This is a genomic window from Paraburkholderia dipogonis (assembly GCF_042680985.1).
GTDB classification, from domain to species: domain Bacteria; phylum Pseudomonadota; class Gammaproteobacteria; order Burkholderiales; family Burkholderiaceae; genus Paraburkholderia; species Paraburkholderia phytofirmans.
This window is the reverse complement of record NZ_JBHUFR010000010.1, coordinates 576903-601642: the sequence shown is the minus strand read 5'-3', so window position 1 is coordinate 601642 and position 24740 is coordinate 576903. Positions and strand designations below refer to the sequence as shown.

24 protein-coding genes are annotated in these 24740 nt (G+C 63.0%); 6 read left to right on the top strand and 18 right to left on the bottom strand.

Annotated elements, in window-relative coordinates:
• Positions 1-20 precede the first annotated feature (20 nt).
• Positions 21-800 carry an exodeoxyribonuclease III gene (locus ACFSNN_RS15225; protein WP_134457382.1) on the top strand — a complete coding sequence of 260 codons (780 nt, stop codon included), beginning with the start codon at positions 21-23 and terminating at the stop codon, positions 798-800.
• A gap of 125 nt (positions 801-925) precedes the next feature.
• Here the strand turns inward: ACFSNN_RS15225 and ACFSNN_RS15220 are convergent, their stop codons facing one another.
• From ACFSNN_RS15220 to argB, 7 genes are all read right to left on the bottom strand, one after another.
• A complete protein-coding gene (locus ACFSNN_RS15220) occupies positions 926-2179 on the bottom strand; it encodes a M48 family metallopeptidase (protein ID WP_134459054.1) in 1254 nt (417 codons plus the stop codon).
• Between the two features lie 14 nt (positions 2180-2193).
• A complete protein-coding gene (locus ACFSNN_RS15215) occupies positions 2194-3588 on the bottom strand; it encodes an AmpG family muropeptide MFS transporter (protein WP_134457381.1) in 1395 nt (464 codons plus the stop codon).
• 14 nt (positions 3589-3602) lie between these two features.
• The gene (gene metW / locus ACFSNN_RS15210) at positions 3603-4211 is read right to left on the bottom strand and encodes a methionine biosynthesis protein MetW (protein ID WP_012431403.1); all 609 of its coding nucleotides are present in this window, start codon (positions 4209-4211) and stop codon (positions 3603-3605) included.
• On the bottom strand, positions 4208-5353 hold the full coding sequence (metX, locus tag ACFSNN_RS15205) for a homoserine O-succinyltransferase MetX (protein ID WP_134457380.1): 1146 nt from the start codon (positions 5351-5353) through the stop codon (positions 4208-4210). The genes metW and metX overlap by 4 nt, the downstream gene beginning before the upstream one ends.
• Positions 5354-5665: 312 nt before the next feature.
• Entirely contained in the window at positions 5666-6349 is a 684-nt protein-coding gene (slmA, locus tag ACFSNN_RS15200; protein WP_134457379.1) for a nucleoid occlusion factor SlmA, read from the bottom strand.
• Positions 6316-7119, bottom strand: a complete 804-nt coding sequence (locus ACFSNN_RS15195) for a pyrimidine 5'-nucleotidase (RefSeq protein WP_106302723.1) — start codon at positions 7117-7119, stop codon at positions 6316-6318. Before ACFSNN_RS15195 ends, slmA begins: the two co-directional genes overlap by 34 nt.
• A 227-nt stretch (positions 7120-7346) precedes the next feature.
• Positions 7347-8246 carry an acetylglutamate kinase gene (argB, locus tag ACFSNN_RS15190; protein ID WP_007179687.1) on the bottom strand — a complete coding sequence of 300 codons (900 nt, stop codon included), beginning with the start codon at positions 8244-8246 and terminating at the stop codon, positions 7347-7349.
• A 265-nt stretch (positions 8247-8511) separates the two neighbouring features.
• Between argB and ACFSNN_RS15185 the strand changes: the two genes are divergently transcribed.
• The gene (locus tag ACFSNN_RS15185) at positions 8512-8730 is read left to right on the top strand and encodes a cysteine-rich CWC family protein (protein ID WP_134457378.1); all 219 of its coding nucleotides are present in this window, start codon (positions 8512-8514) and stop codon (positions 8728-8730) included.
• A gap of 204 nt (positions 8731-8934) precedes the next feature.
• Here the strand turns inward: ACFSNN_RS15185 and ACFSNN_RS15180 are convergent, their stop codons facing one another.
• Positions 8935-10572, bottom strand: a complete 1638-nt coding sequence (locus ACFSNN_RS15180) for a tetratricopeptide repeat protein (protein ID WP_377689059.1) — start codon at positions 10570-10572, stop codon at positions 8935-8937.
• Positions 10573-10705: 133 nt separating this feature from the next.
• Here ACFSNN_RS15180 and ACFSNN_RS15175 point away from each other — a divergent pair, with 133 nt between their 5' ends.
• Both ACFSNN_RS15175 and ACFSNN_RS15170 read left to right on the top strand, forming a co-directional pair.
• Positions 10706-12016 carry an ATP-binding protein gene (locus ACFSNN_RS15175; RefSeq protein WP_134457377.1) on the top strand — a complete coding sequence of 437 codons (1311 nt, stop codon included), beginning with the start codon at positions 10706-10708 and terminating at the stop codon, positions 12014-12016.
• Positions 12013-12555, top strand: a complete 543-nt coding sequence (locus ACFSNN_RS15170; protein ID WP_134457376.1) for a response regulator transcription factor — start codon at positions 12013-12015, stop codon at positions 12553-12555. The genes ACFSNN_RS15175 and ACFSNN_RS15170 overlap by 4 nt, the downstream gene beginning before the upstream one ends.
• Before the next feature lie 143 nt (positions 12556-12698).
• On the opposite strand, the gene hslU is transcribed toward ACFSNN_RS15170, so the two are convergent.
• The 9 genes from hslU to ACFSNN_RS15125 form a co-directional block, all read right to left on the bottom strand.
• Positions 12699-14045, bottom strand: a complete 1347-nt coding sequence (gene hslU, locus ACFSNN_RS15165) for an ATP-dependent protease ATPase subunit HslU (protein ID WP_134457375.1) — start codon at positions 14043-14045, stop codon at positions 12699-12701.
• A gap of 9 nt (positions 14046-14054) precedes the next feature.
• Positions 14055-14591 carry an ATP-dependent protease subunit HslV gene (gene hslV / locus ACFSNN_RS15160; RefSeq protein WP_012431411.1) on the bottom strand — a complete coding sequence of 179 codons (537 nt, stop codon included), beginning with the start codon at positions 14589-14591 and terminating at the stop codon, positions 14055-14057.
• Between the two features lie 477 nt (positions 14592-15068).
• Positions 15069-15488 (bottom strand): RNA polymerase-binding protein DksA, encoded by a 420-nt coding sequence (gene dksA / locus ACFSNN_RS15155; protein ID WP_012431412.1) that lies wholly within the window; start codon positions 15486-15488, stop codon positions 15069-15071.
• Between the two features lie 678 nt (positions 15489-16166).
• Complete coding sequence (locus ACFSNN_RS15150) at positions 16167-17255, bottom strand: CobW family GTP-binding protein (RefSeq protein WP_134457374.1); 1089 nt, start codon at positions 17253-17255, stop codon at positions 16167-16169.
• A 190-nt stretch (positions 17256-17445) separates the two neighbouring features.
• A complete protein-coding gene (locus ACFSNN_RS15145; RefSeq protein WP_134457373.1) occupies positions 17446-18648 on the bottom strand; it encodes a class I SAM-dependent rRNA methyltransferase in 1203 nt (400 codons plus the stop codon).
• A gap of 94 nt (positions 18649-18742) precedes the next feature.
• A complete protein-coding gene (xerC, locus tag ACFSNN_RS15140) occupies positions 18743-19666 on the bottom strand; it encodes a tyrosine recombinase XerC (protein WP_134457372.1) in 924 nt (307 codons plus the stop codon).
• A gap of 40 nt (positions 19667-19706) precedes the next feature.
• A complete protein-coding gene (locus tag ACFSNN_RS15135) occupies positions 19707-20429 on the bottom strand; it encodes a DUF484 family protein (RefSeq protein WP_134457371.1) in 723 nt (240 codons plus the stop codon).
• Between the two features lie 57 nt (positions 20430-20486).
• A complete protein-coding gene (gene dapF / locus ACFSNN_RS15130; RefSeq protein WP_134457370.1) occupies positions 20487-21386 on the bottom strand; it encodes a diaminopimelate epimerase in 900 nt (299 codons plus the stop codon).
• A 94-nt stretch (positions 21387-21480) separates the two neighbouring features.
• Positions 21481-22365, bottom strand: a complete 885-nt coding sequence (locus tag ACFSNN_RS15125) for a lipid A biosynthesis lauroyl acyltransferase (protein WP_134457369.1) — start codon at positions 22363-22365, stop codon at positions 21481-21483.
• A 277-nt stretch (positions 22366-22642) separates the two neighbouring features.
• On the opposite strand from ACFSNN_RS15125, the gene metK reads away from it, so the two are divergent.
• Positions 22643-23833, top strand: a complete 1191-nt coding sequence (gene metK / locus ACFSNN_RS15120) for a methionine adenosyltransferase (protein WP_134457368.1) — start codon at positions 22643-22645, stop codon at positions 23831-23833.
• A 181-nt stretch (positions 23834-24014) separates the two neighbouring features.
• Here metK and ACFSNN_RS15115 read toward each other — a convergent pair whose 3' ends face one another.
• Entirely contained in the window at positions 24015-24380 is a 366-nt protein-coding gene (locus tag ACFSNN_RS15115) for a hypothetical protein (protein WP_134457367.1), read from the bottom strand.
• Here ACFSNN_RS15115 and ACFSNN_RS15110 point away from each other — a divergent pair.
• Complete coding sequence (locus tag ACFSNN_RS15110) at positions 24379-24594, top strand: hypothetical protein (protein ID WP_134457366.1); 216 nt, start codon at positions 24379-24381, stop codon at positions 24592-24594. The two genes, ACFSNN_RS15115 and ACFSNN_RS15110, sit on opposite strands and share 2 nt — an antisense overlap.
• Positions 24595-24740 lie beyond the last annotated feature (146 nt).

Here is a 24740-nt window from a genome sequence, read left to right as displayed (position 1 = left end):
ATCGAACATAAAGGAACGACATGTTGCGTGTGATTACCGCCAACCTGAACGGCATCCGCTCAGCGGCGAAGAAAGGTTTTTTCGACTGGTTCGGCGAACAGAAGGCCGACGTGCTGTGCGTGCAGGAAATCAAATGCTCACAAGACGACATGACGCCCGAATTCATGGCGCCGCACAACTTCACCGGCTATTTTCAGCACGCTGTGAAGAAGGGTTATAGCGGCGCGGGCGTGTACACGCGTCACGAACCGGACGAAGTGGTGATCGGCTTCGGCAGCGAGGAGTTCGACCCGGAAGGGCGTTATGTCGAACTGCGTTTCGGCAAGTTGTCGGTGATTTCGGTATATGTGCCCTCGGGTTCGAGCGGCGACGAACGCCAGCAGGCCAAATACCGTTTCATGGACGAGTTCATGCCGCATCTCGCGGAACTGTCCCAGGAGCGTGAAGTGATCGTGTGCGGCGACGTGAACATCGTCCACAAGGAAATCGATATCAAGAACTGGAAGAGCAACCAGAAGAATTCGGGTTGCCTGCCGGAAGAGCGCGCATGGCTCACCAAACTATTCGACGAAGTGGGTTACGTCGACGTGTTCCGCACGCTCGACCAGCGGCCGGAACAGTACACGTGGTGGAGCAATCGCGGCCAGGCGTACGCGAAGAACGTCGGGTGGCGGATCGATTATCAGATCGCGACGGCGGGTATCGCGAGCAAGGCAAAACGCACCGACGTGTTCCGCGATATCAAGTTCAGCGACCATGCGCCGCTGACCGTGGATTACGACCACAAAGTGAAGAAGTAAGCACGGCAAGCGAGGCTGACGTCTCGCCTTGTCAGGCAAGACGCGAGCGCGCCGCAAGTGAACCTGAGGTTGCCCTGGTAGGAAGCGTCGTAGCTGAAGTCGCGGGAGCCTGACGCCCGCGCAACTCAATCGCGCGCCAGTTTGCGGCGCGGACGGCCCATGCCGGCGTAGTCCGGCAACGCGTCCACGGTCTTGCCGATCGCCTTCGCGTAGAGCGGCAGCATGTCCGGCAAGCGTTTGATGATGTCCTGACGGCGCGCCGGCGTGTAGGGGTGCACGTAGATGAAGCCCTGATCGCGGTTGCCGCGCGTGGCTTGCGCCAGTTTGTCCCACAGCGTGACCGCCGCGCGCGGATCGAAGCCGGCGCGCGATGCGATATCGCTGCCGATCACGTCGGCTTCGGTCTCGTCGGTATTTTCGTACTTCATTTCCAGCAGGCGCGAGCCGATGCCGAGCGGCGCCGCGCCCAGATCGGCGAGCCCGAATAACTGCGGGATCGTGCCGGACGAGTCGAGCTGGCTCGCCTGCAATTGGCCGAGCCGCTCGCGTGCATGTTCGCGCAGCGCGTGCGCGATCTCGTGGCCGATCAGCATGCCGAGTTCGTTGTCGTTCAGACGCACGCGGTCGAGCAGTCCGCCGTACACGACGATCTTGCCGCCAGGCAGACAGTACGTGCGGATATCGGGCGAGCGCACCACGGCCACATCCCACTTCCAGTTCTTGGCCCGCTCATTCCATTTGAGCGAATACGGAATCATCTTGTCGACGATCGAGCGCACGCGTGTGACGTGCGCGTCGGTATCGGCATACAGACGGTTCGAGTGCTCGGCGCCGTAGGTGATCTGGTTGAACTCGTCGGCGGCTTGCGCCTCGAGCATCGGCGATGGGATCAGGTTGCGGAACACCAGATAGCCGCCGTAACGCAACTGCGTATTCGGGCTGTACGACCCGGACGCCTGGGCGGGCATCGACGGGACGGCAGGCGCTTTGGCGGCCGCGGGCGGCGGAGATGTCGCAGCGGGCGTTCTGGCGGTGACCGGAGCCGGCGGCGGCTGCGTCGATTGGGGTGGCGATGAAGGCGGCGAGGCCGGCGTTGCAGCGGTGGGCGCGCTGGTGGCATTGTTCGCACCTTGTGCCGCCGATGTCGCGCTTTCAGGGTTCGCGGCAGCCGTCGCTGCGGGCTTCGCCGTTGGCGCTGATGTCGTGGCCGGCGCCGCCGTGGGTGCGCTGGTAGCCGCGGCCGGCACGGCTGCCGCATGGGCGTTCAATGGCGCGGCCAGCGTCAGGCTGACCCAGCCAAGCGCCCAGACTGCGTGAAGCGCCACGCGGCTGCGCTTGACCGCCGGGCGCCGGAACGTAATCGAGCGGGCCGCGCCCATCGAAAGAAGCGCCTTCACGACTGCGTCCTCCACGGCGCGATGCGCAGCAGAAGCAACATGCCGGGCAACCCCAGCGCGGTACAAACGATGAAGTAGTCGAACCAGCCGATCTGCGCGACCACGTAGCCGCTCGCCGCGGAAGCCAGCGTGCGCGGCACCGAAGCGAGGCTCGTGAAGAGCGCGAACTGGGTGGCGGTGTAGCGCGGATCGGTGGTGCTGGCGATATAGGCGGTGAATGCCGCCATCGTCAGCCCGGTGGCAAAGGTCTCCAAACCGTAGACAAGCGCCAGCGCAACGGAGCGCGGCTCGAGCTGCACAGCCCAATCGATACCCACCAGCGCCAGCAGCTTCGTCGTGCCTTCGCTCAGCCAGACGGCGATGTCGTAAATCGCCACGAGACCGGGCGAAGCCGGCCCGAGATGGGCGAGCCACGCAAAGCCGAGCGTCGACACCATCTGCAGGACGCCGAAAATCCACAAGCCTTTGCCAATGCCGATTTTCATCAGCCAGATCCCGCCGACGATCCCGCCCGCCAGACTCGCACCGAACGCGGTGGTCTTCGCGATCACCCCGATCTGCGTGCGCGAAAAGCCGATGTCGAGAAAGAACGAGGTGGACAGCGTGGTCGCCATCGTGTCGCCGAGCTTGTACAGAAAGATGAAACCGAGCACGAACAGCGCGCCACGCCAGCCGTCGCGTTGAATGAATTCCTTGAACGGCTGCACGATCGCTTCGCGCAGATTTTTGGGCGGCGTGCCGTGTACTTTGGGTTCGCGCACGACCAGCGTCATCACCATGCCGGGCAGCATGAACGCGGCCGTCACGATAAAAACGGTGGTCCAGGGCAAATGGTCGGACAGGATCAGCGCAAGCGAACCGGGCACCAGTGCCGCGATCTTGTAGGCGTTCACGTGCACCGCGTTGCCGAGACCCTGCTGCGTATCGCTCAACAGCTCGCGCCGGTAGGCGTCGATCACAATGTCCTGACTCGCGCCGAAGAACGCGACCAGCGCGGTCAAAGCCGCCACCGTCCAGATCGAATCTTTGGGCGACACGAACCCCAAGGTGGCGATGGCGCCGGCCACCAGGATCTGCGTGACCAGCATCCAGCCGCGCCGTCTGCCCGGACGCCAGCCCGGAATACGCGGGACGTAGCGGTCCATCAGCGGCGCCCAGATGAATTTCCAGGTGTACGGGAACTGGATCAGCGCAAAGAGGCCGATTTCCTTCAGATTGACGCCTTCTGAGCGTAACCACGCCTGCACCAGATAGACGAGCGTGAACAGCGGCAGTCCCGACGTAAAGCCGAGAAAGACGCAGATCAGCATGCGCGTATTCAGGAACGCGCGCCAGCCGGGATGTTCTTCGTGAGCGGTAAGTGCAGGCGCCTCGTGCGGCGGGTTCGACATGTGTATGACTTGCGTTAGCTTTTCTTGACGCGATAGACCGCAAGACTACCACGCCAGTTCACGCCCCAGCGCACCACCTGACCGTCGTGCAGCACCACGCGGTCGAGAATTTCGATGCCGACTTCCGGCGCGAGCGCCTCGAAATCCTCGATCGTCAGCACCCGCACGTTCGGCGTGTTGTGCCACTGATAAGGCAGCGACTTCGACACCGGCATGCGGCCTTGCAGCACCGAGAGCCGATGCGCCCAGTAGCCGAAGTTCGGAAACGACACGATGCATTCCTTGCCGACTCGCACGGTCTCGCGCAGGATCGCCGCCGTCTGATGAATGGTTTGCAGCGTCTGCGACAGAATCGCGAAATCGAAGCTGCCGTCTTCGAACAGGCGCAGGCCGTCTTCCAGGTTCTGCTGGATCACGTTGACGCCGTTTTGCGTCGACGCCAGCACGCCCGCGTCGTTGATTTCGATACCGTAGCCCTGCACGTCCAGTTCTTCGGTCAGCAACGACAGCAGCGACCCGTCGCCGCAGCCCAGGTCCAGCACCGTGGCGCGCGGTTCGACCCAGCGCGCGATCGCGCGGAAGTCCGGGCGCAGCGCCAGGTAATCGAGTGCTCGCTGGTTCATGCGTTCACCTCGTTTGCAATACGTTCGTAGTAGGCACGCATCAGGTTGTGATAGCGCGCGTCGTCGAGCAGGAAGGCGTCGTGGCCGTGCGGCGCGTCGATTTCCGCGTAGGTGACGGTGCGCTTGTGGTCGAGCAGCGCCTTCACGAGTTCGCGCGAGCGGGCCGGCGCGAAACGCCAGTCGGTCGAGAAGCTGGCGATCAGATATTTCGCCGTGGTGTGCGCGACGGCGGCTGTCAGATCGCCGTCGAACGCCTTGGCCGGATCGAAGTAATCCAGCGCGCGCGTGATCAGCAGGTACGTGTTCGCGTCGAAGTAGTCGGCGAACTTGTCGCCCTGATAACGCAGATACGACTCCACTTCGAACTCCACGTCGAAGTTGAAGTTGTACGCGTCTACCGCGCCTTCCGCGCGGCGCAGCGAGCGGCCGAACTTCTCGGCCATGTCGTCGTCCGACAGATACGTGATGTGGCCGATCATGCGCGCGACGCGCAAGCCGCGCTTCGGCTTCACGTTGTGCGCGTAGTAGTTGCCGCCGTGAAAATCCGGGTCCGACAGGATCGCCGAGCGCGCGACCTCGTTGAACGCGATGTTCTGCGCCGACAGCTTCGGCGTGGAAGCGACCACGATGCAATGCCCGACGCGCTCCGGATACATCATGCTCCATGCGAGCGCCTGCATGCCGCCGAGGCTGCCGCCCATCACGGCCGCGAAGCGCGTGATGCCGAACTGATCGGCGACGCGCGCCTGGGCGTTGACCCAATCTTCCACTGTCACGACGGGAAAGGTCGCGCCGTACGGATTGCCGGTGGCCGGGTCGATGCTCATCGGCCCGGTCGAGCCGAAGCACGATCCCAGGTTGTTCACGCCGATCACGAAGAACTTGTTGGTGTCGAGCGGCTTGCCCGGGCCGACCATGTTGTCCCACCAGCCGACGTCCTTGGGATTGTCGGCGTACACGCCCGCCACGTGGTGCGATGCGTTGAGCGCGTGGCACACCAGCACCGCGTTGCTACGCGCGGCGTTCAGCGTGCCGTAGGTCTCGACCATCAGGTCGTAACCGGCCAGCGAGCTGCCGTTCTGCAACTGCAGCGGCTCGGTGAAATGCATTTTGTGGGGAGCGACGATACCGATCGATTCCATTCATTCCGCCATTTATCAAAACAGGGCGGCTAAACGGCGTCGGCGAGAGCACGGAGGAAGGACTGTGTGCGCGGCTGACGACCTCTTTAGCCGCATTTATAGTGAACCGCGGGGAGACTTTCCCGGCAGTTCGCGCGCCCGCAATCGAGTCAGCAAATCGGCGCGTATCAGGTGTTCAAGCAGGTGTTCGGGGTGTTGCGGACAGCGGTCCTTGAAGGTTCAAGGTGCCGCAGTCAGGCGCAAAGTATAGCGGAAATTTTCGTGCGGCAGCGTCGCGGGGCGCAGAGCATGGCGCGGCGCTTGCCGCGCGGACTACTGAAGAATCAGGAGCAGTTGCGCGTCGGCGTGTTCGGCGGGCGCGCGCGCGAAGCCGCTGCGCACATAGCGGTGCCACCGGCCGATGATATAGCTCAGCAGCAGACTCGCCCGAATCGCGGGATCGTAGCCGGCGGGCAGCGTGACGGCGTTCTCACCCGAACTCGCGGTGCTGTTCGCCTCCATTTGCGCAAGCCGCAGGCATTGCTTCAACGACGCCTCGACGCGCTCCAGCATCTGATTGACGCGCTCGGTCAGCCTTTCATGCTCGCCGACCAGCGCCTCGCACGTCAGCACGCGCGTCATGCCCGGATTCTTCGCGGGGAAGTTGAGCAGCATCAACGCAATCGAGCGCGCCTGCAGCACGCCGTTGCTTTCTTTGTCGGCGATCTGGTTGATCAGCCCGAAGATGGTTTGCTCGATGAACTCGATCAGCCCTTCGAACATTTGCGCTTTGCTGGCGAAATGACGGTACAGCGCGGCTTCCGATACGCCGAGCCGGGCAGCCAGCGCCGCGGTGGTGATCTTTTCGCTCTTGGGCGCTTCCAGCATCGCGGCGAGCGTCTGCAGAATGTGCACGCGGCGCTCGCCCGGCTTCAGCCGCTGCGCGCGCGGGGCGGCGAGCGTGGCGTTCGGTTCGTGTTCGGTTAAGACTTCGTCAGGCTTGTCGATCGGCTGCATGGCTGTCGTCCCGTCTGCTGTCTCTTCAATCGAACCGAGCGGGTGCTCAGTCGTAGCGATTTTAACGAACGAATGCTTCTATCGACATAGTGCGGCCGGCCGGTGCCCGGCAGGCGTGTCGGTACGCCGTCCGCGTGCGGCTTGCGCGGCAGATGGCCGGTGATCCACACCGTGCGGATGCCGAGCCGCCGGTAGTTCTTCAGATGCGAGCGCGTGTCTTCGACGAGGATCACGTCCTTCAGCGAAACGTGCGCGTCGCGCATGGCCTTGCGCAGCATCGCGTGGTCGGGTTTGGCGCGCCAGCGGCGGCGATCGCGCATATGCTCGATGGCGATCACCTGTTCGAACAGACGCTCGATACGCAGTTCAGCGAGCACGGCGCGCGCATAGGCCTCGGGCGCGTTGGTCAGCACGATCTTGCGGCCCGGCAGAGCAGCCACGAGGCGCGCCACGCCGCGTTCATGGCGGATCATCGAGCCGAGATCGGGGAAGGTGTGCACGACTTTCAGGAAGTCGTTCGGATCGAGCGGATGGTGGCGCGTCAGGCCCAGCAGCGTTGCGCCATAACGTTGCGTGTAGCCGGTGCGCAGACGGTTGGCTTCGTCGAGGTCGACTTGCAGCGCGTCGATGATGTACTGCGTCATCCCCTGATTGATTGCCGGAAAGATCGCGTGCGACGCCTGATGCAGCGTGTTGTCGAGATCGAACAGCCAGACCGGACGGCCACCTGCGATGTGCGGACGACGGTTTCGGGAGGTGGGAGTGCGCATGGTGGAGGACGCCGTTCAGGCGCGAACAGTTGCCTCACGCGGTGAACGCGAACGGTTCACGGGGCGGGTAGCGGGAAAGGAAGAGGGAACGGGTTGGTGCTTCGTGGCAGTGCTTTGTTGCGAGCCGCCGAAGGTGCTGCGCGCGCCGTGCGAGTGGGCAGCGCCACTGCACGGCACACGAAGCACGCCATGCAGACGTGCCGCGGGTGCCGGGTTTGAGGCAGGAATCAATGTGAGCGGATCATCGTGCCGAACGGCTGTTCGGTGAGAATTTCCAGCAGCACCGAGTGCTCGATACGGCCGTCGATGATGTGCACCGAGCGCACGCCGCTCTTGGCCGCGTCCAGCGCGGAGGAGATTTTCGGCAGCATGCCGCCGGAGATCGTGCCGTCGGCGAACAGACCGTCGATTTCGCGCGCCGACAGATCGGTCAGCAGATTGCCTTCCTTGTCCATCACGCCGGGGATGTTGGTCATCATGACTAGCTTTTCGGCGTTCAGCACCACCGCCAGCTTGCCCGCGACCAGATCCGCGTTGATGTTGTACGACAGGCCGTCTTCGCCGAAACCGATCGGCGAGATCACCGGAATGAATGCGTCGTCTTGGAGCGCCTTCACAACCGCCGGGTTGATCGCCTCGACTTCGCCCACTTGCCCGATATCCACGTATTGACCGGGATTGTCGCGATCCGGCATCAGCATCTTGCGCGCGTGGATCAGGCCGCCGTCCTTGCCCGTCAGGCCGACCGCGTGGCCGCCGAAGTGGTTGATCAGCGTGACGATGTCCTGCTGCACTTCGCCGCCGAGCACCCATTCGACGACTTCCATCGTCTCTTCGTCGGTGACGCGCATGCCTTGGATGAACGTGCCCTGTTTGCCGATCTTCTTCAGCGCCTGGTCGATTTGCGGACCGCCGCCGTGCACGATGACCGGATTGATGCCGACCAGCTTGAGCAGGATCACGTCGCGCGCGAAGCCTTGCTTGAGCCGCTCTTCGGTCATGGCGTTGCCGCCGTATTTGATGACCACGGTCTTACCGTGATACTGACGAATGTAGGGAAGCGCCTCGGCCAGGATTTCAGCCTTGAGGGTGGGCGCGATCTGCGAAAGGTCGGGAAGCTCGGACATGGCGGCAGGCTCAGGCACGGAACAGTTAAAACAGGGCGAATTGTACAGGACTGGCGCGCTGCAACAGGGTTTTCGATAGTTGCGCGAGCGGCGGGCGCCATGGGCTTTGCGCACCGCGCAATCACAGCCCATACACGCCAGCGGACGACGAAGCGTACCGCGCTTTTGAGGCGCTTGTGAACTAGCCGAACGGACGACTCACGGTGGTTCGCCAGTCGTGGCATCATTTCCTGATCACGGCTGAAGCGAGGGTATCCAGTCTGTCATGAAACCGTCCGTTTCCCGTTCTCAAGGCAGCGCGCGCTGCCCGCGCTGCGGCAACGCGTTCGATTGCGCCATGCATGGGCAGCCATTCGACTGCTGGTGCCGCGAGATGCCGCCATTGCCGGTCGAGCGGCTCGATCCGGTTGGGCGCTGTCTGTGTCCTGAATGTCTTGCGGCGGAGATTGCGCAGGTGGCTCAGGCGGGAACCGGCGGCGTGTGATTGGTGGGGGGGGCCGGGGGAAGTGCTGTCAGCCCGGGGGAGTATTGCCGATTGACGAGGGCGCACTGGCTACGGGCCCCCGCCGCCGACTTGCGATAGCACCACCGGCTCGCGACAGTGTCATCGGCTACGGGGTGCGTCATTGGCTTGCGACAGCGCCATCGGCTCACGACAGCGCGATCTGCCTACGCAAGCGCCGCTCGCTTACGCTGCCTTGCCGTGCTGCGCCGCAAGCGCGCTCAGATCACGCGCGACGGCCTCCAGCACCGGCTCCCACTGACCGAATTGCGGCTGCCGGTAAAGCGTGGCGCTCGGATACCACGGGCTGTCGTGGCGGTCGAGCAACCAGACCCAATGCGGGTTGACGTCGAGCAGAACCCAAGTGCGCTGGCCGATTGCGCCGCTCAGATGCGCCGCCGAGGTGCAAACCGTAATGACGAGATCGAGCGCGCCGACAAACGCGGCTGTATCGTCGAAGGTCGCGAATTCGGCGGTGTGGTCGGTCATCGGCAAGCCGGCCGCGCGTGCCGCCGTCACGTCCGCGCCGGCGCCCGGCTGCAGTGAATAGAACGCCACGTCCCGCATGCCGCCGAAGTGCGCCGCATAGCGCTCCCAGCCCACACGCCGGAACGGATTGCGTTGATGGCCGTGGCTGCCGGTCCACGTTAGCCCGACTTTGAGCCGGGATTCCCCTGCCAGCCGCTCTTGCCACGATTTGATGCACGCCGGGTCCGCCCGCAAATAGGGCGCCGCCGGAATCGTTGCCTCGTGCGTGTCGAAAATCAGCGGCAGGCTCAACAACGGGATCTCGTAATCGAACGCCGGCAGCGTTTCGACGCCGCCACCGGCTGAGAACTCGTCCGCATGACCGCCAAGGCTGCGCTTAAGGAGCGCGCCCATCTGCGGGAACGAGTTCCAGATGAGACGGCCGCCTTCGCGATGGACGCGCTCGGCCAGCATCGGAATGTAGCGGCAGAACTGCAGCAGGTCGCCCATGCCTTGCTCGCCCCACGCGAGCAATGTCTTCCCGGCGAGCGGTTCGCCGCGCCAAAGCGGCGCCGGCATCACCGGACGGTTGCCGCCCAATTCCGCAGAGCCGTCCCAGCGCGCTTCATGCGATGCCCAGCCGTGCTCGTAATCGGCACGCACGAGTTGCAGCATGGAGAGATTGGAGCGCATGGAGGCGTCGTTGGGGGCCAGGGCGCAAGCGGTTTGGGCAGCTTGCACCGCGTCGCCCCAGCGTTGCGCCTCTCGCAGCGTCAGCGCATAGTTGTTGTGCGCCAACGGGCTATGCGGTGCGCATTGCACGGCCTTTGCGCCGGCTTCGAGCGCGCGCGGCAGATCCATTTTCGAACGGTAAGCGTGCGTGAGATTGGTCCAGCCGTCGCCTTCATCGGGTTCATCGCGGACGGCATTTTCCAGCAGGGCGATCCGTTCGTTCAGGTCGCCGCCGGTGAACGTCAACGCGGCGGCGAGATTGTTGCGCAAGCGCGGCAAACGCGGTTCGATGGCGAGTGCATGGCGATAAGGTGCGATGGCTTCGGCATGCCGCTTCGCCATCTGCAGCGAGTAGCCAAGGCGAAAGTGTGCAAGAGCGTTGCGCGGATCGAGTTGGGCAATAATGGCGGCGAGTTCGATTGCGTCGCCGGAACGGTGTTCTTCGAGCAGCCTGGCCACGAGCGAATCGAGCGATGCGTGGTCGAGTGGATGGATTCGCGCCGCAGCGTCGAGGCAGTCGGCTTCGGCCTGCGCCGTACCGGTTTGCCTGGCTGCGACGGCTTGTCGCAGAACAGTCAGGAAAGCTGAAGAGGCGTCGGCCTCGCTGTGGGAAGTCGGTAGCATGGAAGGGTTGCGCGATGGAGGAACCGAAGAAAAGTTCGTTCCCGTTAGGCGCTATCGCAAAAATTCCATGTTACCGACGCAAGGCCGCGAGGTAAGTCGGACTAGTCTGAACAGGTAAATCAAAATTAAAGCCATGCATCGAATCACCAACACTGGCCGCGTCAATCTCGGACATCTGTTCTGGCTGCGCTGTCTCGCGATCATTGGCCAGTTGATGACGATTGCCTTCGTGCAGATCTTCATCGGCGTGCACTTGCCGTTGCCCGCCATGCTGCTGGTGATCGCGCTCGAAGTGATCTTCAACGCAATCACCTGGTGGCGCGTCTCGCAGCAACGCCCCGAATCCAACATGGAGTTGTTCGGCCAGATCTGGGTCGATCTGGGCGCGTTGTCCGCGCTGCTGTTTCTCTCCGGCGGCACCACCAATCCATTCGTTTCTCTCTATCTGCCCTCGCTCGCCATCGCCGCAGCCGTGCTGCCGTGGCATCTGATGGCGTGGCTCGCAGCGTTCGCCGTGGCCTGCTACGCGGTCCTCGGTTTCGATTCCGTACCGCTGAATCTCGACAATCCGGCGAATCTGTTCGACTACTACCGCGCGGGCATGTGGGTGAACTTCATGGTCAGCGTCGGCCTCATTGCATGGTTCGTTGCGCGCATGTCGAGAGCATTGCGGCTACGTGACGCAGCGCTCGGAGACGCGCAGCAGCGCTTGCTTCACGACGAACGCGCGGTTGCTTTGGGTGTGCAGGCCGCTACCGTGGCACACGAAATCGGTACGCCGTTGTCTACAATTGCCATGTTGTCCGAAGAATTGCGAGATGCAGCGCGTTCCGATAGGGGACTTGCGCCTTATAGCGCCGATCTCGAATTGCTCGAACAGCAAATGACACTGTGTACGTCGGCGCTTGCGCGCTTGCGCAGCCGGGCGTCGATAACCACTAACCGGCAGCAGGTCGGCGAGTGGCTCGAATCGTTTGCCGAGCAGTGGCGCTTGCGTCATCCGCATGTGAAGTTCGAGCGGGTTGGCGTGCCGCCGGCGGATGTCAGTCTTGACGATACGGTGGCCGTGAGTCAGATTCTCACGATTTTGCTCGACAACGCCGCGCGTGCAAGCCGCGATCATGTGACGCTGTCCTGCGCGCTAGCGGCGCGCGGCGACCAGATTGTCTTCGAAGTATGTGATGCAGGCCCGGGCATTCCGGCCAGTTTGCGCGGCTCGCTCGGAGCGATGCCGGTCGAGAGTACGCAAGGTGGGCACGGTGTGGGCCTCTATCTGGCTTTTTCGGCGGCGGCGCGTCTGAATGGATCAATCGAACTGACCGATGTCAGCACGATCAAGCCGCGTGGCACGCGCGCGGTCCTTAAGCTGCCGCTCGCCGGACGTAAATTTTCTGGCAAAGGCCGTCAAGGCGCTGCGCCATCCAACACGGAGAAACAGGCATGAGCGATATGAATTTTCTGGTGATCGACGACGATGAGGTGTTCTCCGGCATCCTCGCTCGTGGGCTCACCCGGCGCGGGTACACGGTGAGCGAGGCGCACAACGCGGATGAGGCCATCAAGCTGGCGAATCAGCAGAAGTTCAGCCAGATCACGGTGGATCTGCATCTCGGCAGCGATTCCGGCCTCACGCTCGTCGCGCCGTTGCGCGATTTGCAGCCCGATGCGCGCATGCTGGTGCTAACGGGCTATGCGAGCATCGCCACCGCGGTGCAAGCGGTGAAAGACGGTGCCGATAACTACCTGGCCAAGCCTGCCAACGTCGAAACGATTCTGTCGGCGCTGCAAAGTGAAGCAAGCGCGTTGCAAGCAGAAGAGGCGATCGAGCATCCCACGCCGTTGTCGGTGGCGCGTCTGGAGTGGGAGCATATTCAACGCGTGCTCGCCGAGCACGGCGGCAATATTTCGGCTACCGCGCGCGCGTTGAACATGCATCGGCGCACGCTGCAGCGCAAGCTGGCGAAGCGGCCGGTCAAGCAGTAAGCGATGGTGTCCTGGCACCGCTTGCCTTGAGCAAATAAAAACGGGCTGCCTCATCAAAGGCAGCCCGTTTTTTGTATGCGTCGCGCACGATCCGTCTCAAACTGTCAACGCGGTAACAGCCTGGGCCGATTCCGGCTTCGACATCACAGCACGTAGCGCGACAGATCCTCGTCTTCCGCCACTTCGTTCAGCGCGCGATCGACATAAGCCGCGTCGATCTGCACTGTGCGGCCCGAGTGATTGCCGGCCGCGAACGAGACTTCTTCGAGCAGCTTTTCGATCACCGTGTAGAGACGCCGTGCGCCGATGTTCTCGGTCTTCTCGTTCACCGAGTATGCGATCTCCGCGAGACGGCGAATGCCGTCGTCGGCGAATTCAAGGTGCACGTCTTCGGTGGCGAGCAGTGCCTGGTATTGCTTGACGAGGCTCGCATCCGTGGACACCAGGATCGATTCGAAGTCGTTCACCGAGAGCGAGTCCAGTTCGACGCGAATCGGAAAGCGTCCTTGCAGTTCCGGAATCAGATCGCTCGGCTTGGCCAGGTGGAATGCGCCGCTCGCAATGAACAGAATGTGATCGGTCTTCACCATGCCGTACTTGGTGTTGATCGTGGTGCCTTCTACCAGCGGCAACAGATCGCGCTGCACGCCCTGACGCGAAACTTCACCGCCGCCGGCTTCGTTGCGCGAGGCGATCTTGTCGATCTCGTCGAGAAACACAATGCCGTTCTGCTCGACGTTCTGCACGGCCTTGGTTTTCACCTCTTCGTCGTTCAGCATCTTGCCGGCTTCTTCGTCGGTGAGAACCTTCAGCGCTTCTTTCACCTTCAGCTTGCGGCGCGTTTTCTTGCCGCCGCCGATGTTCGCGAACATCGAACGGATCTGCTCGGTCATGTCTTCCATGCCCGGCGGCCCCATGATGTCCATGCCGACTTGCGGCTGTTCCACATCGAGCTCGATCTCCTTGTCATCGAGCAGGCCTTCGCGCAGACGCTTGCGGAAAGTCTGGCGCGTGGTGCTACCTTCGTCGACGGTATCGGCGGCGCTGGAACTCGCGCCGAAACCGACGGCCCGCGCGCTCGGCAGCAGAATGTCGAGGATGCGGTCCTCGGCCTGATCCTCGGCCTTGGTCCGCACTTTGCGCATTTCCGTTTCGCGCGTCTGCTTGACCGAAATTTCGATCAGGTCGCGCACGATGCTGTCCACGTCACGGCCCACATAGCCGACTTCGGTGAACTTGGTTGCTTCGATCTTGATGAACGGCGCGTCGGCCAGTTTTGCCAGACGCCGCGCGATTTCGGTCTTGCCGACGCCGGTCGGTCCGATCATCAGTATGTTCTTGGGCGTGATTTCCTGACGCAGCGGATCTTCAACCTGCTGACGGCGCCAGCGATTGCGTAGCGCGACAGCTACCGCTTTTTTCGCGCGGCCTTGGCCGATGATGTGTTTGTCGAGTTCCGAGACGATCTCGGCAGGGGTCATGGTGCTCATCGTGGGTCCTTACTCGATCGTCTCGATAACGCGGTTATGGTTCGTGTAGATGCACATGTCGCCGGCAATCTCCAGCGACTTCTCCACGATTTCACGGGGCGACAGTTCCGTGTTGTGAGCGAGCGCGGTCGCGGCGGCTTGCGCATAAGCGCCGCCGGAACCGATCGCGCAGATGCCGCCTTCCGGATCGAGCACGTCGCCGTTGCCGGTGATGACGAGCGTGGTAGTGGCGTCCGCGGTGATCAGCATGGCTTCGAGACGGCGCAGCATGCGGTCGGTACGCCAGTCTTTGGCGAGTTCGACGGCGGCGCGCGTGAGGTTGCCCTGATGTTTTTCCAGCTTCGCTTCGAAGCGGTCGAGCAGCGAGAAGGCGTCGGCCGTGCCGCCGGCGAAGCCGACCAGCACCTTGCCGTTATAGATGCGCCGGACTTTCTTCGCACCGCCTTTCATGACGATGTTGCCTAGCGTCACCTGGCCGTCGCCGCCGAGGGCGACTTTGTCGCCGCGGCGCACGGAGACGATCGTCGTACCGTGAAATTGCTCCATATGCGTTCCTCTTTGCAAAACGGGTAGGACGCGGCAGCGCACTGCGCTACCGCATGAATCCTGAAAGCGGACGGCGCGAGTCGCCAGCAACGAACCGGCCGGCGCGCGCTCGTGCAGCGCATGTCCGGTTTATTTTAGGGCGTGCGCGGTCATATCAAGAGCCGGCAAATGGCATAAGACAAAAAACCCGTGAGTTGGTGCGAGGTGCGCGTCCGCGCGGCATCGGACGGCGCGGAGGTTGGATAGCGCGAATCCCGGTCCCGAGCGGGCAAATGGCATAGGACAAGTACAGATGGATTCGGAAGCGAATGCGGCGGTTACGTCGACACGGAGGTGTCGACGCAAGGCGGGTGACAGCCTGCACTACGGCAATGCCTCGAATATGCGGCACACAAAACAAAAAGGCGCACGGCTCACCGTGCGCCTCTCGACGAAGCAGCGTTTCAGGGCGCGGAGCCGAAGCCGCGCCGCAAGCATTCAGTCGCCGAACAGCTTCTGGCGCAGTTCGCGGCGCTCCTGCGCTTCGAGCGACAGGGTGGCCGTGGGCCGTGCGAGCAGACGCGGGATGCCGATCGGCTCACCGGTTTCTTCGCACCAGCCGTAGTCGCCCGAGTCGATGCGCGCAATGGACTGCTGCACTTTCTTCAGCAGCTTGCGCTCGCGGTCGCGCGTGCGCAGTTCGAGCGCATGCTCTTCCTCGATCGTTGCGCGGTCGGCCGGGTCCGGCACGATTACGGTTTCGCGCAGGTTCTCGGTCGTCTGGCCGGCATTGCGGAGAATATCCGCCTGCAGTTGTTCGAGCTTGTTCTTGAAGAAGGCGAGCTGATCCTCATTCATGTAATCCTTGTCGCTCATCTTCAGGATTTCGGCTTCGGTCAAGAGTCGTTTCGTCGTCATCTGGCTTACTTCTTCAATGTGAGGCAAAACTCTTACATAGTGCCCGCACTTTCGTATTGCCCGCAAAAGCGCCTTGAGGACGCGGAGCGCCAAGGCGGGCACGGACAGCGGACTGTCGTGACGCCGAAACGCCTGGCGCCCACACGCCGGGCGTCGCAACGCTAATGCGGGGCCGAACTCCTCTGGAAACCGATTCTCAAATGCTCCTGAGGCATTGCTTGCCGACAGCGCGCCTTTTCAGGCGCTGCCAGCCGGCATTGTCGGCGTATCGTCCGGATAAGATTTTCCGGCGCCTTTCAGGCCCGTCGCGGGATACGCGCTGACCGGGCAATTCGTTGTCATTCTCCAGTGGGCACGTATTGTAACTGAACCACAATCTAGCGCTGCAAGTGGTGAAAATCCCCGTACGGCACCCCGATATCCCGAAAATATAACGCGCGCACGACCAAAAAGCGATGGTCGTGCACGCTTTAATACAGCAGGGTTTTCACGCGCTTTTCATACGCGCGACTTTTCAGTGAGCTTTCGGCCGCCGCTAAGGCGGATTCAGCAGATGATTTGGCCGGCGCGCGCTTTGCGCATATTTCCGTTTCAGCGAGCAGCACGGCACATGCCGCGTCGCGCGGCTTTCGGTCTGAATAAACGACGAGCCCCGGGCGAGCCGGGGCGTGGGAGTTATTAGGCGAGGCAGGCGTCCAGACCGTCGGTGATCAGGTCTTGCGGCAGTTCAATGCCGATAAACACCATCTTGTTGGTCTTTTTCTCGATCGGCTGCCATTTTGCGGCGAGATCGCTGCCCATCATCTGATGCACGCCTTGGAACACCACTTTGCGGTCGACGCCCTTCATATAGAGCACGCCCTTGTAGCGCAGCAGGCGCTCGCCATAAATCTGCAGAATGCCGCCGAGAAAGTCTTCCAGCTTGTTCGGATCGAACGGCCGGTCGTTGCGGTAGACGAACGACTTGATCTTGTCGTCATGGTGCGCATGGTGGTGATGCGCGTGATCGTGGCCTTCGTGATCGCACTTACCGTGGTCGTGATCGCAATTGGCGTGATCGTCGTGGGTATGGCCGTGCTCGTCATGGGCGTGAGCGTGGCTGTGCGCGTGCTCGTCTTCGACGAGGAAGTCCGGATCGATCTCGAGCTTCGAGTTCAGGTTGAAGCCGCGCAGGTCGAAGATTTCCTTGATGTCCGCTTCGCCGAAATTGACGACCTTGATCGCCGCGCGCGGGTTCATATGCAGCAGACGGTGGCGCAGATCGGCCAGTTGCTTTTCATCGACCAGATCTGACTTGGTGATGAACAGGCGGTCGGCGAAACCGACTTGGCGCTGCACAACTTCGTGTTCGTCCAGCTGGTGGTTCGCGTGCTTCGCGTCGACCAGGGTGATGATCGCGTCCAGCAGGAATTCATTGGCGATCTGGTCGTCCATGAAGAACGTCTGCGCAACCGGGCCCGGATTGGCGAGGCCGGTGGTTTCGATCACGACGCGGTCGAAATCCAGCGTGCCGGCTTGCTTCTGCGCCGCCAAATCGCCCAGCACGCGCGACAGGTCGCCGCGAATCGTGCAGCAGATGCAGCCGTTGCTCATCTGGATGATCTGCTCGCCGGTGTCCTGCACGAGGATTTCGTTGTCGATGTTCTCTTCGCCGAACTCGTTCTCGATCACGGCGATCTTCATGCCGTGCTTTTCATTCAGGATGCGCTTGAGCAGGGTGGTTTTGCCGCTGCCGAGAAAGCCGGTCAGGATGGTGACTGGGATCATGTGGGTCGCCTGTATGGTCGTGTAACGGTGCGTAATCGAATGCGTGGGCAGGGCGCGCAGCCGATTGGCGCGCTGCCCTGTCCAGGCGGTTATTGAAACATATCTGTCAAGGCGACGCTGGCGGACCCGGTTTCGAATCCGTTTTCGCCCAAGTGCCCGGCGTCGGAAATATCCTTGAAACTATGGGCGATCAGGCGATTTGCAACAGCAGGCCCTTCAGGTATTCGCCTTCGGGGAATGCGGTGAGCAGCGGGTGATCCACGCCGGCGCCCAGCCGCTTGAGAATGCGGGCGTCCACGCGCGCGTCGGCGGCCGCGCCGGAGACGATCTTCTGGAACAGTTCGGCGTCGATCGCGCCGGAGCACGAATAGGTGAAAAGCAGGCCGCCCGGGCGCAGCAGCTTCAGCCCGGTCAGGTTGATGTCCTTGTAGGCGCGCGACGCGCGGTCCACATGTTCACGCGACGGCGCGAATTTCGGCGGATCGAGCACGATCAGGTCGAAGCGCTCGCCTTCGTCGTGAAGGCGGCGCAGCGTCTTGAACGCGTCGGCGTCGAGCCAGGTGGCGCGCTCCGCGTCGAAGCCGTTGGCCGCCACGTTCTGCTGGGCGATCGCCAGCGCGTCGCCCGACGAATCGATCGACACCACGCGTTTGGCGCCGCCTTTCAACGCCGCCAGCGAGAAGCCGCCGGTGTAGCAGAAGCAGTTCAGCACTTCGCGATCCTGTGCGAGTTGCTGCACGAGCAGGCGATTGTCGCGCTGATCGACGTAAAAACCGGTCTTGTGGCCGTTGCGCACGTCGACGTGATAGCGCACGCCGTTTTCGCTCGCGATCAAAGCTTCCGACGGCGCCTCACCCGCCAGCACGCCGGTGATCTGCTCGAGTCCTTCCTTCTGACGAATCGACACGTCCGAGCGTTCGTAGACGTTCGGGCAGCCGGTCGCGCCGGTCAGCGCCGCGACGATCGCTTCCTTCCACGCCTCCACGCCCGCCGCCATGAACTGACAGACCAACTGGCTGCGCTGGCCTTCGTCCTCGGCCACGTAATGATCGACGATCAGGCCCGGCAGGCCGTCCGCTTCGCCAAAGATCAGCCGCACGGCGCCAGTGTCGTGAACCATCGTCTGACGATGCGCGAGCGCGCGTTGTACACGGCGCTTGAAAAACGCGTGATCGATCGGCTCGCTTTCGTCAAAGCTCCACACGCGGGCGCGGATCTGCGAATGCGGGCTGTAGGCCGCGCGCGCGAGGAAACGGCCGTCGTGCGCGCGCACCAGCACGGTGGCGCCGGGCGCGGGATTGCCGTCGATCCGGTCGATCGCGTTGGCATAGACCCACGGATGGCGGCGCAGCAGCGACTTTTCTTTCGACGGTTTGAGCGTAACGGTATTCATCAGGGTGTCTGAGAGAGCAATGGGCCGCGCGGCACGGCGCACGCGGCAGGTAAGGCGAAGGCGGAGACCGTACGCCGCGAATCGAACCGCGGAGTCAGTCGCGTTTTTTGGCGCGCGGATGCGCCTGATCGTAGACGTGCGCGAGATGCTGGAAATCGAGCGCGGTATAGACCTGCGTCGCGGTGATGCTGGCGTGGCCGAGCAGTTCCTGCACGGCGCGCAGATCGCCGCTCGACTGCAGCACGTGCGTGGCGAAGGAATGCCGCAGCACGTGCGGATGCACATTGGCGGGAATGCCGGCGACCAGCGCCGCGCGCTTCACGCGCTCGCGCACGACGTTCGGCGACAGCCGATTGCCGCGCGCCGAGAGAAACAGCGGATGCGGATCGTGCTTCACCATCTGATCGCGGACGGCGAGCCAGGCGCCCAAGGCTTCCAGCGCCTTGCTGCCGACCGGCACGACGCGGCGCCGGTTGCCCTTGCCGAGCACTTCGACTTCAGCGGAATCGAGCTTGAGCCAGCCCGCCGAGCGGTACCCGTCGGCGTCGGCGAAACGGGCGTCGAGGCCGACCAGTTCCGCGAGCCGCAAGCCCGACGAGTAGAACAGTTCGAGCATGGCGTGATCTCGCAAACCTTCCGGCGAGGCGGCGGGCGGACTTTCCATCAGACGCGTGGCGTCGTCGACGGATAACGCTTTGGGCAGCGGTTTGGCCTGCTTCGGCGCGCGCACGGTCGCGACCGGATTGGCCGGCAGATCGACGCGCCCGGCGAGCCAGCGGTAAAACGCGCGCCACGCCGACAGCCGGTGGCTGATCGAGCGCGCCGTCAGACCGCCCGCGTGCGCCCGCGAAACCGCGCCGCGAATGTCCACGGGTGTGAGGCTTTCGAGCGGCCGGCCTTTGGCCAGATGCTTGAGTTCTTCCAGTTCGTGGGCGTAGCCGCGCAGCGTATGCGCCGAGAGCCGCCGCTCGTGTTCGAGATTCGACAGATAGGCGGCGATCGGGTCGGCGGCGGTCACGGTGGATTTGTCGAGCGGCTTGCGCGGAGCTGAACGCGGTTCAGCGCGGCAGCAGACGGCTCAGCGCCGCGCTGGCCAGCGCGCCGATCTGCGTCAGGAAATCAGTGGCCATGCCGTCGTGGAAGCGGCGCGCGTCGGCCGAACCCATTACCAGCAGGCCGAAGGTCGGCGCTTCTTCCTTGCCTTCCGGATCGCGCAGCGCGAGCAGCGCGATCGATTCAGTTGCGTGCGCCGACTCGGACGCCGCGTGGCCGGTCGAGCCCTCGTCGCTCACCGCGCTCACGGAGGGCACCAGCCACTGCGCGGCCTCGAAGCCGGTATTCGCGCCGCAATACGGCGTGGTCAGGCTGTTGGCGAAAATGCGCACTTCTTCGCCGACATGGCGCGCGAAGTCGGCCTGAGCATACGGCTCGGCCACATCCCACACGCGCAGCGCGGCTTGCGGCACGTCGAAGATGTCGCGCAAACCAGTGGCGATCGTGCGCGGCAGCGCATACGGATCGCGCTCGGCCATCACGCGAATCGTCCAGCGGTTGAATTTCGACGCGATGCTGTCGTTCTCGTGGCCGTAGCGCAGGAGTTCGGCGAGGCGGCGTTCGAGGTGCTTGTTCTTGTCGCGCAGCATTTCCATCTGCCGTTCCTGCAGCGACACCGCGGCTTTGCCGTGCGGGTTCGCGAGACGGATCGTCGCGAGCATTTCCGCGTGTTCCGCGAAGAATTCAGGATTGGCAAGCAGATATTCGGCGACTTCGCGATCGTTCATGGTTTCGGCTAAAGGACTACGGGGCGACGCCTTGGGGCGGCGCAACGGTCAATGAGTTTATGCGGCCTGTGAATTGGCCAACGAGTCGGCCGATGAGTCGGGCAGTTCGATTTCGCCTTCGAAGACCGTCGCTGCAGGGCCGGCCATCAGCAGCGGCTGGTCTGCTTGCGCGGCGTCCCACGTGATGGTCAATTTGCCGCCATGCGTGTGGACGAGCACCGGTGCATCCAGCAGCCCGCGCCGGATGCCGGCCGCAACCGCCGCACACGCGCCGGTGCCGCACGCCAGCGTTTCACCCGCGCCGCGTTCGTACACGCGCAGCTTGATCTCGCTACGGCCGACGATCTGCATGAAGCCCGCGTTCACCCGCTGAGGAAAACGCGAATGACGTTCGATCACCGGGCCTTCAACCAGCACCGGGAACGCCTCGACATCGTCGACCACTTGCACGGCGTGCGGATTGCCCATCGACACCACCGAAATCCAGCGCGTCGTACCGTTCACGTCGAGCGGCCAGAGCGTGTCCGCGCCCTCGCGGCGGCTTTCCAGGCCTTTGGTGGCGAACGGCACGCGTTCCGGGTCGAACACGGGCGTGCCCATGTCGACCAGCACTTCGCCGTTTTCCTGCATGGTCAGCGTGATGGTGCCCTTTTGCACCTGCACGCGCACGCTGCGCTGATCGGTGAGGCCACTGTCACGCACGAACTTGACGAAGCAGCGCGCGCCGTTGCCGCAATGTTCGACTTCGCCGCCGTCGCAATTGAAGATGCGATATCTGAAATCGACGCCGGCCACCGTGGGCTTCTCGACCAGCAGCAACTGATCGGCACCGACACCGAAATGCCGGTCCGCGAGCGCGCGCACCTGCGCCGGTGTCAGGTTGACCGGTTGGGTGTAGCCGTCGAGCACGACGAAGTCGTTGCCCGCGCCGTGCATTTTGGTGAATTTCAGTTTCATCACGCTATTGTAAGTGACGCGCTCACGGGTGCACCCGAACGCCGCGTTATTTCCGTGTCAGGGCGCGTTCTTCGCGCGCCGCGAAGGCGGCCGTTCAATACACGCTCGGTTGACCCGGCGGCCGCGTCTTGAAGCGCTTGTGGACCCAGTAGTACTGCTCGGGGATCAACGGAATTTGCTCTTCCAGGAAGGCATTCATGCGACGGGCGTCCGCGTCGTCGTCGCCGGTCGGGTAGTTTTCCCACGGTTTGAATATTTTCAGCCGGTAGCCTTTGTAGTTCGGCAGCACCTCGCCGATGAACGGCACGACCTGCGCGTGACCGACTTTGGCCAGACGTCCCACCGCGGTCAGCGTGCAGGTCGGCACGCCGAAAAACGGCACGAAGGTGGAATTGCGCGCGCCGTAATCCATGTCGGCGCCGAGCATGACCGGCTTGCGGTCGCGCAGCCAGCGCAGCACGATGCGCGCGCTGTCGGCGCGGCTCGCCATGTCCGCGCCGAAACGCGCGCGCGCCGCTTTGGCGACTTCTTCGAGCTCCGGGTTCGACATCGGCTGATAGAGCGAGCCGCATTGACGCTTGAGCGAATAGTTCAGGAAGATCGAACCGGCCTCGATACCCACGAAGTGAAAGCCAAGAAACAGCGTGGGCGGCAGATTCGGGTCCGTCAGGTCGATCGCGCTGTCGAGCTGGATCAGCTTTTCGAGTTTCTTCGCCGAGCCGAACCACTGCACGCTGCGTTCGAGGTAGCTGCGGATTGCGTGACGGAAATGCTTTTGCGCGACGTCTTCGCGACGCTCGTCGCTCCACTCGGGGAAGCACAGCTTCAGATTGATATGGACGATGCGTTTGCGCCGGCTCGGGATCTGATAGAGCAGCCAGCCGAGTCCGTCGCCGAGACGAGCCACGAAACCATAAGGCAACAGTGCAAACAGTTTCAGCAGGCCAATCGCGAGTTTGGCGCCATAGCGGCTCAGCATGCCGCCTCCTGAAAAGAGGCGCGGCACAAGTCGGGCTTCAGGAAAGCGGAAAAGTTGACGTAATACCGCACTCTTGGACACTCTGTGACAATCATAAGAAGTCGCTATAATAAGGGCTTCGCCGAGTTAATAGACAACTTGCGGGGCGAAGCCGGCGGCTGCAATCCATGTGATTTGCGCCGCCTGGTAAGGTAATCCGCTAAAGCGTCGCCGCTTCAAGGCTCCCGAAGCTGGCTACGTGAAACTCAACCGTAACCACACAACAGGAGTCTGCAACGTGGCAAACGACTATCTCTTCACTTCCGAATCCGTCTCCGAAGGCCATCCCGACAAAGTCGCGGATCAGATTTCGGACGCCATTCTCGACGCCATTCTGGCCCAGGACAAATACTCGCGTGTTGCCGCGGAAACGCTGTGCAACACGGGTCTGGTCGTGCTGGCAGGTGAAATTACCACCACCGCGAACGTCGATTACATTCAGGTCGCGCGCAACACGATCAAGCGCATCGGCTACGACAATACCGATTACGGCATCGACTACCGCGGCTGCGCGGTGCTCGTCGCGTACGACAAGCAATCGCCGGACATCGCGCAAGGCGTGGACCGCGCGCACGACAACAACCTCGATCAAGGCGCCGGCGACCAGGGCCTGATGTTCGGTTACGCGTGCGAAGAAACGCCGGAACTGATGCCGCTGCCGATTCACCTGTCGCACCGTCTGGTGGAGCGTCAGGCGAATCTGCGCCGTGACGGCCGTCTGCCGTGGCTGCGTCCGGACGCGAAGTCGCAAGTCACCGTGCGTTACGTCGACGGCAAGCCGCATGCGATCGACACCGTGGTGCTGTCCACCCAGCATTCGCCGGATATCGATCTGGACACGCTGCGCGAAGCCGTGATCGAAGAAGTCATCAAGCCGACGCTGCCGGCCGATCTCATCAAGGGCGACATCAAGTTCCTCGTGAACCCGACGGGTCGTTTCGTGATCGGCGGTCCGCAAGGCGATTGCGGTTTGACCGGCCGCAAGATCATCGTCGATACGTACGGCGGTGCCGCACCGCACGGCGGCGGCGCGTTCTCGGGCAAGGATCCGTCCAAGGTCGACCGTTCGGCGGCTTACGCCGGCCGTTATGTCGCGAAGAACATCGTGGCCGCGGGCCTCGCTTCGCGCTGCCTGATTCAGGTGTCGTACGCCATCGGTGTCGCTCAGCCGACGTCGGTCATGGTGAACACGTTCGGCACGGGCCGCGTGTCGGATGCGACCATCACGCGTCTGGTGCAGGAGCATTTCGACCTGCGCCCGAAGGGCATCATCCAGATGCTCGACCTGCTGCGCCCGATCTACGAGAAGAGCGCGGCCTACGGTCACTTCGGCCGCGAAGAGCCGGAATTTACGTGGGAATCCACGGACAAGGCATTGGCGCTCGCCGAAGCCGCCGGCACGGAACCGGTTGCCGCGCTGGCCGAATAAGCGCGCGCCGTCCGTTTCAGCAAAAAACCCCGCTGGCGTGAGCCAGGCGGGGTTTTTTCATTTGTGCCGGTTGCTTTACTGCGCAGTCGATCGGCGGCTGCAAAGGCCGCGATGGGTTCTCGCATCGACACGGCCGTCCAAGCCGCGCCAGTCCACAAGCGTGATGCGCTCCGCAATCGCCTTAACGGCTCGCGAATGCGAACGCGAACCAGCCGGTGCTGGCGTTCGTCGACATACGACGCGGGCGGCGGCTCGTGTTTTGCGGCGCGGCCACCGGTGCGCGCTGCGCGGCGAGGCGCAGCGGCGTCGGTTTGCGCAGCAGCGTGCGCAGCGAAAAACGGCGTGAACTGCCTTGCAAACGCAAGGTGGAAAAGAACGTGTTGAACCAGGTGCGAAAGCCGTCGACGGCTCTTGTATCGCGCCATTGTTCGCCCAGCGCGCGGGTGCGGGTAGCGTGATGGCGCAGCGCGCGCACGACATGGCGGCGCGCGGGACGCGCGGCTTTCAGTGCTGCGCGGGTAAGACGGGTGCTCAGGAGAGTATGCATGGCTTCACAAGTAGGCAACGTGTCGCGCGACGGAATGTGCGCCATGAAGAGCACCAAATGTGCCAATGGCGGTGTCGCAATGGACGGCGCGAAAGCCTGGAATTCGACGGAAAGGTGCACGGTGTACGGCGGAGTCGGCCTCGGCGGCCTGTACGCGGCGCGAGAGTGCGGGAGTAGCGATCAGCATGCAACGCAGGTTACACGCGATTCGTGACGTCATAAAGTCGGTTTTTACCCTGCGAATGCGGGTTTTTACGGGGTAGTTCGCGATTTGCGGCAGTTCGGTCGCGCCCTTTGCGGTCGATTTTCGTGCATGCTTGCCCATTCGAAGTGCCGCGACATCGAGCCTGCCGCATGAAA

Bases quoted from the DNA above. Each gene is read 5' to 3' on its own strand.
- slmA (WP_134457379.1), bottom strand. From the start codon at position 6,349: ATGCAGCCGATCGACAAGCCTGACGAAGTCTTAACCGAACACGAACCG.
- ACFSNN_RS15185 (WP_134457378.1), top strand. From the start codon at position 8,512: ATGAAACCGTCCGTTTCCCGTTCTCAAGGCAGCGCGCGCTGCCCGCGC.
- ACFSNN_RS15195 (WP_106302723.1), bottom strand. From the start codon at position 7,119: ATGCGCACTCCCACCTCCCGAAACCGTCGTCCGCACATCGCAGGTGGC.
- ACFSNN_RS15215 (WP_134457381.1), bottom strand. From the start codon at position 3,588: ATGTCGAACCCGCCGCACGAGGCGCCTGCACTTACCGCTCACGAAGAA.
- ACFSNN_RS15225 (WP_134457382.1), top strand. From the start codon at position 21: ATGTTGCGTGTGATTACCGCCAACCTGAACGGCATCCGCTCAGCGGCG.
- hslV (WP_012431411.1), bottom strand. From the start codon at position 14,591: ATGGAGCAATTTCACGGTACGACGATCGTCTCCGTGCGCCGCGGCGAC.
- ACFSNN_RS15175 (WP_134457377.1), top strand. From the start codon at position 10,706: ATGCATCGAATCACCAACACTGGCCGCGTCAATCTCGGACATCTGTTC.
- ACFSNN_RS15150 (WP_134457374.1), bottom strand. From the start codon at position 17,255: ATGATCCCAGTCACCATCCTGACCGGCTTTCTCGGCAGCGGCAAAACC.
- argB (WP_007179687.1), bottom strand. From the start codon at position 8,246: ATGTCCGAGCTTCCCGACCTTTCGCAGATCGCGCCCACCCTCAAGGCT.
- ACFSNN_RS15220 (WP_134459054.1), bottom strand. From the start codon at position 2,179: ATGGGCGCGGCCCGCTCGATTACGTTCCGGCGCCCGGCGGTCAAGCGC.
- ACFSNN_RS15180 (WP_377689059.1), bottom strand. From the start codon at position 10,572: ATGCTACCGACTTCCCACAGCGAGGCCGACGCCTCTTCAGCTTTCCTG.
- ACFSNN_RS15125 (WP_134457369.1), bottom strand. From the start codon at position 22,365: ATGCTGAGCCGCTATGGCGCCAAACTCGCGATTGGCCTGCTGAAACTG.
- ACFSNN_RS15135 (WP_134457371.1), bottom strand. From the start codon at position 20,429: ATGAACGATCGCGAAGTCGCCGAATATCTGCTTGCCAATCCTGAATTC.
- ACFSNN_RS15110 (WP_134457366.1), top strand. From the start codon at position 24,379: ATGGCTTCACAAGTAGGCAACGTGTCGCGCGACGGAATGTGCGCCATG.
- ACFSNN_RS15115 (WP_134457367.1), bottom strand. From the start codon at position 24,380: ATGCATACTCTCCTGAGCACCCGTCTTACCCGCGCAGCACTGAAAGCC.
- dksA (WP_012431412.1), bottom strand. From the start codon at position 15,488: ATGACGACGAAACGACTCTTGACCGAAGCCGAAATCCTGAAGATGAGC.
- metX (WP_134457380.1), bottom strand. From the start codon at position 5,353: ATGGAATCGATCGGTATCGTCGCTCCCCACAAAATGCATTTCACCGAG.
- metW (WP_012431403.1), bottom strand. From the start codon at position 4,211: ATGAACCAGCGAGCACTCGATTACCTGGCGCTGCGCCCGGACTTCCGC.
- hslU (WP_134457375.1), bottom strand. From the start codon at position 14,045: ATGAGCACCATGACCCCTGCCGAGATCGTCTCGGAACTCGACAAACAC.
- ACFSNN_RS15170 (WP_134457376.1), top strand. From the start codon at position 12,013: ATGAGCGATATGAATTTTCTGGTGATCGACGACGATGAGGTGTTCTCC.
- ACFSNN_RS15145 (WP_134457373.1), bottom strand. From the start codon at position 18,648: ATGAATACCGTTACGCTCAAACCGTCGAAAGAAAAGTCGCTGCTGCGC.
- dapF (WP_134457370.1), bottom strand. From the start codon at position 21,386: ATGAAACTGAAATTCACCAAAATGCACGGCGCGGGCAACGACTTCGTC.